Source organism: Microcoleus sp. CZ3-B2 (assembly GCF_036705055.1).
In the GTDB taxonomy this organism is placed as follows: Bacteria; Cyanobacteriota; Cyanobacteriia; order Cyanobacteriales; family Microcoleaceae; genus Microcoleus.
Genome location: NZ_JAUBTN010000039.1, coordinates 53,625 through 59,624, shown reverse-complemented (window position 1 = coordinate 59,624; position 6,000 = coordinate 53,625). Strand labels below are relative to the sequence as shown.

The window sequence follows — 6,000 nt, the reverse complement described above, 5'->3', positions numbered from 1 at the left end:
TCCCAATCTCCCCCTCTCCCCATCAATCACCACAGACAATTGGGATGCACAACAGCTTAGCAGATTCATGCTTTAATTTAAACATAACCAACCGCTACTTTTACTTTTTCCCAGTCGCGACTCTAGCCTTTAATCGCTCTGTCTAAGGTTAGTTGTTTCTTATTTTAAGCCATATTACCCTCTAAATATACATCCAACAGTCACGACAAAGCATTTGAGATCGCCCCTAGGGATATCGCACCACCAACCTATTTTATAAGGAGAACAACTAAAAGTGAAGATAGGAGCCAATTACCTCGGCAACAACCAATGTGAATTTACAGTTTGGGCCCCCACAATCAAACAAATATCCCTCCAAATCATTTCCCCAAACAAACGCCAAATCCCCATGCAGCAATCCGCAGAAGGTTACTGGCAAACCACAGCTACAGACATCCAACCAGGAACCCTTTACACTTACAAACTCGAAGAAAAAACCGACCTACCAGACCCAGCCTCAAAATATCAACCCCAAGGAGTCCACGCCCCATCCCAAGTCATAGATGAAAACTCCTTTACTTGGACAGACAAAAATTGGCAAGGCGTGCCAATAGCCGAAATGATTATCTACGAACTGCACGTAGGCACATTCACCCAAGCCGGAACCTTCGCAGCAATAATTCCCCAACTCAAACAACTTCAAGAACTCGGAATCAACGCCATCGAAATCATGCCAGTCGCCCAATTCCCCGGCGACAGAAACTGGGGATACGACGGCGTATATCCCTACGCCGTCCAAAACTCCTACGGCGGGCCAGAAGAATTCAAAAAACTCATCAACGCCTGCCACGAACACGGCATATCAGTAATTCTCGATGTCGTTTACAACCACCTAGGCCCCGAAGGAAACTACCTCCATGAATTTGGCCCCTACTTCACATCAAAATACCGACCAATTTGGGGAGAAGCCCTCAACTTCGACGACGCTTACAGTGATGGAGTCCGCAACTACTTTGTTGAAAACGCCCTCTACTGGTTTCGAGACTATCACATTGACGCTTTGAGGCTAGACGCAATTCAAGCAATATTTGAAGTGGGTGCCAGACCGTTTTTGCAACAACTATCCGATGCCACAGCGGATTTTTCCGAAGAGGTAGGAAGGAAAATTTATTTAAGCGCAGAAAGTGACTTAAACGATGTCCGCACTACACGCCCCAAAGAACTAGGTGGCATGGGATTAGATGCCCAGTGGTGCGACGATTTCCACCACGCACTCCACGCCTTGCTCACGGGAGAAAATGACCGATATTACCAAGACTTCGGTAAGTGCGAACATTTAGAAAAATCCTTCAAAGAAAGCTTTGTTTACTCAGGCCAGTACGCCCCCCACAGAAAGCGCAAACACGGCAGTTCTGTTAAAGATGAACCGGGCAATAAATTTGTAGTATTTGCCCAAACCCACGACCAAATCGGCAACCGTATTTTGGGAGACAGACTCTCCCAAACAGTTAACTTTGAAGCACTGAAACTCGCAGCAGGTACGGTTTTTATTTCTCCCTACATTCCCTTCTTATTTATGGGAGAAGAATACGCAGAAACAGCGCCGTTTTTGTACTTTGTTTCTCACTCAGACCCTGACTTAATTGAAGCTATTCGCAAAGACAAACAACAAGAATTTAAGATTTTTGAAGGTCGAGGCGAGTTTCAAGACCCCCAGAGTCCTGAGAGTTTCCAAAAGTGCAAATTAAACTGGGAAAAACAAACAGAAGGAAAGCACAAAATCCTCTGGGAATGGCACCAACACTTGATTCAACTGCGGCGGACAATACCGGCACTTAAAAAACTCGACAAAAACAATCTAGAAGTGTCCAGCATTGAAGCCGATAAAATATTGTTTCTACGTCGCTGGACAGATGACAGCGATATCTACTGCATTTTAAACTTCAACAAGCAAGAGGTCGCTTTTACTGCTGCACTTCCCGCAGGCAAAGGTGACAAAATTTTAGACTCTACTGATGTAAAATGGATGGGTTCGGGTTCTAGCTTGCCTGACAAGATCGAATCTGAGCAAGAATTGATTGTTAAACCGCAGAGTTTCGCACTCTACGAATTAGTGAAATAGTAGGTTGGTTTGGGCGATCGCTCATTGGTGTCAAAAACCAAATCAAACTTAGTATCAGTTTACTATTTGATGTCTTAGTTTTCGCGATCGCCCCGTAATTAAGGCAGGCACGCACCATCCACCGCCCCTACTTGTCATTATCCACATTTTTGATTTTTCGTTTACCCACTAGCCAGCCTTCGGTTAAAACAAACTAAAAAAAAACCAGAAACTGGGTTAGTTTTAACCGACTTACACGCATTAGTCAAGGAATTAATTCCCTGGCGGGCCCGCAGCGGATTGAGGATTTCACCAGATATGGGTAATGACAAACAGTTGTTAGGCGATTGTCGAGCCGAATGCGCTACCGCTCAACCCAACCTACTATTTCTAATTTTAAACAAAAAACCCGACAAACTAATTAAATAGGACTCAAATTAACATAATGAGAATTCCCACAGCAACTTATCGGATTCAATTTCATGGAGGTTTTAAATTTGAAGCCGCCAAACAAATTGTGAGTTATTTGGAAGAATTAGGCATTACCGACCTTTACGCATCACCGATATTTAAAGCCAGAAAAGGCAGCACTCACGGCTACGATGTCGTTGACTCAAATCTGCTCAATCCCGAATTGGGAAACTCAGAAGATTTTGAATCGCTTACCTACGAAATCAAGCAGCGAAAAATGGGATGGCTGCAAGATATTGTCCCGAACCACATGGCCTACGACACTCAAAACTTGTTGCTGTCAGACGTATTAGAAAACGGGCCAGATTCCGACTATTTCGATTACTTTGATATTGAATGGAATCACGCTTACGAAAATCTCAGGGGTCGAGTTTTGGCTCCGCTGCTGGGCAATTTTTATGGAGAGTGTCTGGAAAATGGCGAGATTCAACTTCAATACAGGGAAAAAGGGCTTACTATCAATTACTACGATTTGAAACTGCCCGTCAAAATTGACTCTTACGGTAAGTTTATTACTCATAATCTGGGACATTTAGGCAGGGAATTAGGCAGGCGACATCCAGATTTCATTAAACTTTTAGGAATTATTTACCTAATCAAAAATACATCTTCAGAAGTTAAAGGTAAGGCCCGATACGATCAGATAGCTTTTGTCAAAGGATTGCTGTGGGAACTCTACAATCAAAATCCCGTCGTGCATGAATTTATCGATGAAAACATCAATGTTTTTAATGGAGAAAAGGGTAATGCTGAAAGCTTTAATTTGCTGGACGATTTGCTTTCCGATCAGTTTTACCGCCTATCTTTCTGGAAAGTGGGAGCTGAAGAAATTAACTACCGCAGGTTTTTTACAGTCAACGAACTGATGTCGGTAAAAGTTGAAGAAATTAAAGTTTTCCACAAAAACCATGCTCTGATATTCGACATGGTTGAAGAGGGAAAGTTTACCGGATTAAGAATCGACCACATCGACGGACTCTACGATCCAACCGAATATTTGAAACGGCTGCGGGAAAGAGTCGGAGATACTTACACTACTGTCGAAAAAATTCTGGAACACGAAGAAGATTTGCCGCCATATTGGCCGATCGAGGGGACGAGCGGCTACGATTTCTTGAATTATGTAAACGGCGTTTTTTGTCGGTGCGATCGCGAAGAGCAATTTAGCGAAATCTATCACAGATTTACTCGACTGACCGTTCCCTACGAACAGTTGTTTTTAGAGAAAAAAGGACTCATAGTTGAGAAAAATCTGGCAGGAGATGTTGACAATCTGGCTCAACTTTTGAAAAATATTTCCGGTCACTCCAGACAGGGAAATGACTTTACTCGTTCCGGTTTGGAAAAAGCACTGTCAGCAGTTTTAACAGTTTTTCCGGTGTACCGAACTTACATAAATCAAGAGGGTTTGCGAGAGTCCGATCGCACTTACGTAAAATATGCGATCGCCCATGCGAAAGAACTGGTACCGCGACTCCTCAAAGAACTTAAATTTATCGAAACGCTGCTGTTGCTGGAAGAAGAAGAAACTCTCACAGTCGAACAAAAAGAGGAGCGACGCCACTTTGTCATGAAACTCCAGCAATTGACAGGCCCTTTGATGGCGAAAGGAGTTGAAGACACGCTTTTATACGTTTACTACCGGCTTTTATCTCTCAACGAAGTAGGAGGAAATCCCAGTCAGTTCGGTGTTTCGCTGGCAGATTTTCATGACTTCAACAAACAGCAGCAAATAGCTTGGCCGCACAAAATGAATGCTACAGCTACCCACGATACCAAACGGGGCGAAGATGTGCGAGCCAGAATTAACGTTTTGTCAGAAATTCCCGAAGAATGGGAACAGCAAGTCAGGTCGTGGAGAGAGCTAAATTCTTCTAAAAAAATCAACTTTGTGAATCGAATGGTTCCCGATACTAACGACGAATACTTCTTGTACCAAACTATTCTCGGCAGTTTTCCCTTTGAAGGAATTGAAAACACCGATTATGTCGATCGCCTCAAAGATTATGCAATCAAAGCCGTCCGCGAAGCTAAAGTTTATACGGCTTGGCTGAGAGCCGACAACGACTACGAAACTGGTTTTATGACATTTATCGAGAGCGTTCTCGGAAATTCAGAAAACAATCAATTTTTGAAGAATTTTCTGCCTTTCTGGAAAAAAGTAGCTGATTACGGAATTTTCAATTCTTTATCTCAAACGCTGCTAAAAATCACCGCCCCTGGGGTTCCCGACATTTATCAAGGAACGGAATTCTGGGATTTAAGCCACGTCGATCCGGACAACCGCCGTCCGGTTGATTTTGACCGCAGAATTCAAGTTTTGCAGGAAATTAAACAGCAAGCTAAGACAGATATTTTGCAATTGGTAGAAGATTTGATGGCGACGCGGGAAGATGCTAGAATCAAGCTGTTTTTGACGGCAAGATTGCTAGAAGCGAGAAAAGAATACTTGGAAGTGTTTAAGTCAGGCGACTATCAATCATTGGAAGTAGTTGGCACGTTTAAGGATAATGCGATCGCCTTTGCGCGAAGCTTTGGAGATACTACAGTTATTGTCGTTGCTCCTCGGTTTTTGACGGGAGTTGTCAAACCGGCAGAAATGCCGATCGGCAAACAAGTCTGGAAAGATACTAATCTGGTATTGTCCGAGCAAATGCCGTCGGTTTGGAAGGATGCGATTACCAACCAGCCAGTAGAAAGTAACGGTACGCTGGCAATTGGTGATGCTCTTGGTTATTTTCCCGCCGCTTTGCTGATTAGTCAGTAGTTAGTAGTCAGTGGTCAGTAGTCAGTGGTCAGTAGTCAGTGGTCAGTAGTCAGTGGTCAGTAGTCATTTTGCCCGATCGCGACTTGTCCGCTGGCGAAGCCGAAGCAAGTCGAAGGTTAGTCAGTAGTCATATCGTGTGCGATCGATTGATAACGATCAAATTGTTTCGTAGTACGGACTTTAGTCCGTACTACGAACCGTTTTTGTTAGGGCAATCGACTGGACGTGGTAGCATATCAAATGCGGTAGCATGGGAATTATATAGTGCGAGTTTCTCTGCTCGCGAAGTCGATCGCTCTTCGGGGAAGCTCGCACTATCAATGATTAAAATATATAATTTCGATGCTATCGGAAACGATATCAGTAAGCGAAGACGAACTGGTTTTTTGTAGTGGCAAAATGATACATGACAGGGATATTAATGCGGCGGCGAGCAATATCAGAGATGAAGGTTTACAACTTTTGGCAGGAGGGCATCTCGCTACCGCTTCTGGAGAAAAAGTCAGACCAAGTAAAGGCACTGTTTTTGCCAGGTGTTTTTCTTTTAAGGAAGAATGCCCGTGCGTGATAGCTGGGGAGTTGTAAAATACATAAGACGGCAAATACAACACAACATATACGGTTTGCCACAATGCCACTAGCGATCGCACGCCGTACATTAGGAAGAGTAAACAAAAGCAGT

At 43.6% G+C, this 6,000-nt stretch carries 3 protein-coding genes; all 3 read left to right on the top strand.

Annotated features, from left to right (window positions below; all coding sequences use genetic code 11):
* Positions 1-274 precede the first annotated feature (274 nt).
* The gene (gene treZ / locus QUA97_RS17935) at positions 275-2,101 is read left to right on the top strand and encodes a malto-oligosyltrehalose trehalohydrolase (RefSeq protein ID WP_333195422.1); all 1,827 of its coding nucleotides are present in this window, start codon (positions 275-277) and stop codon (positions 2,099-2,101) included.
* A gap of 424 nt (positions 2,102-2,525) precedes the next feature.
* Positions 2,526-5,318 carry a malto-oligosyltrehalose synthase gene (gene treY, locus QUA97_RS17930; protein ID WP_333195421.1) on the top strand — a complete coding sequence of 931 codons (2,793 nt, stop codon included), beginning with the start codon at positions 2,526-2,528 and terminating at the stop codon, positions 5,316-5,318.
* A 342-nt stretch (positions 5,319-5,660) separates the two neighbouring features.
* Positions 5,661-5,903 carry a hypothetical protein gene (locus QUA97_RS17925; protein ID WP_228050370.1) on the top strand — a complete coding sequence of 81 codons (243 nt, stop codon included), beginning with the start codon at positions 5,661-5,663 and terminating at the stop codon, positions 5,901-5,903.
* Positions 5,904-6,000 lie beyond the last annotated feature (97 nt).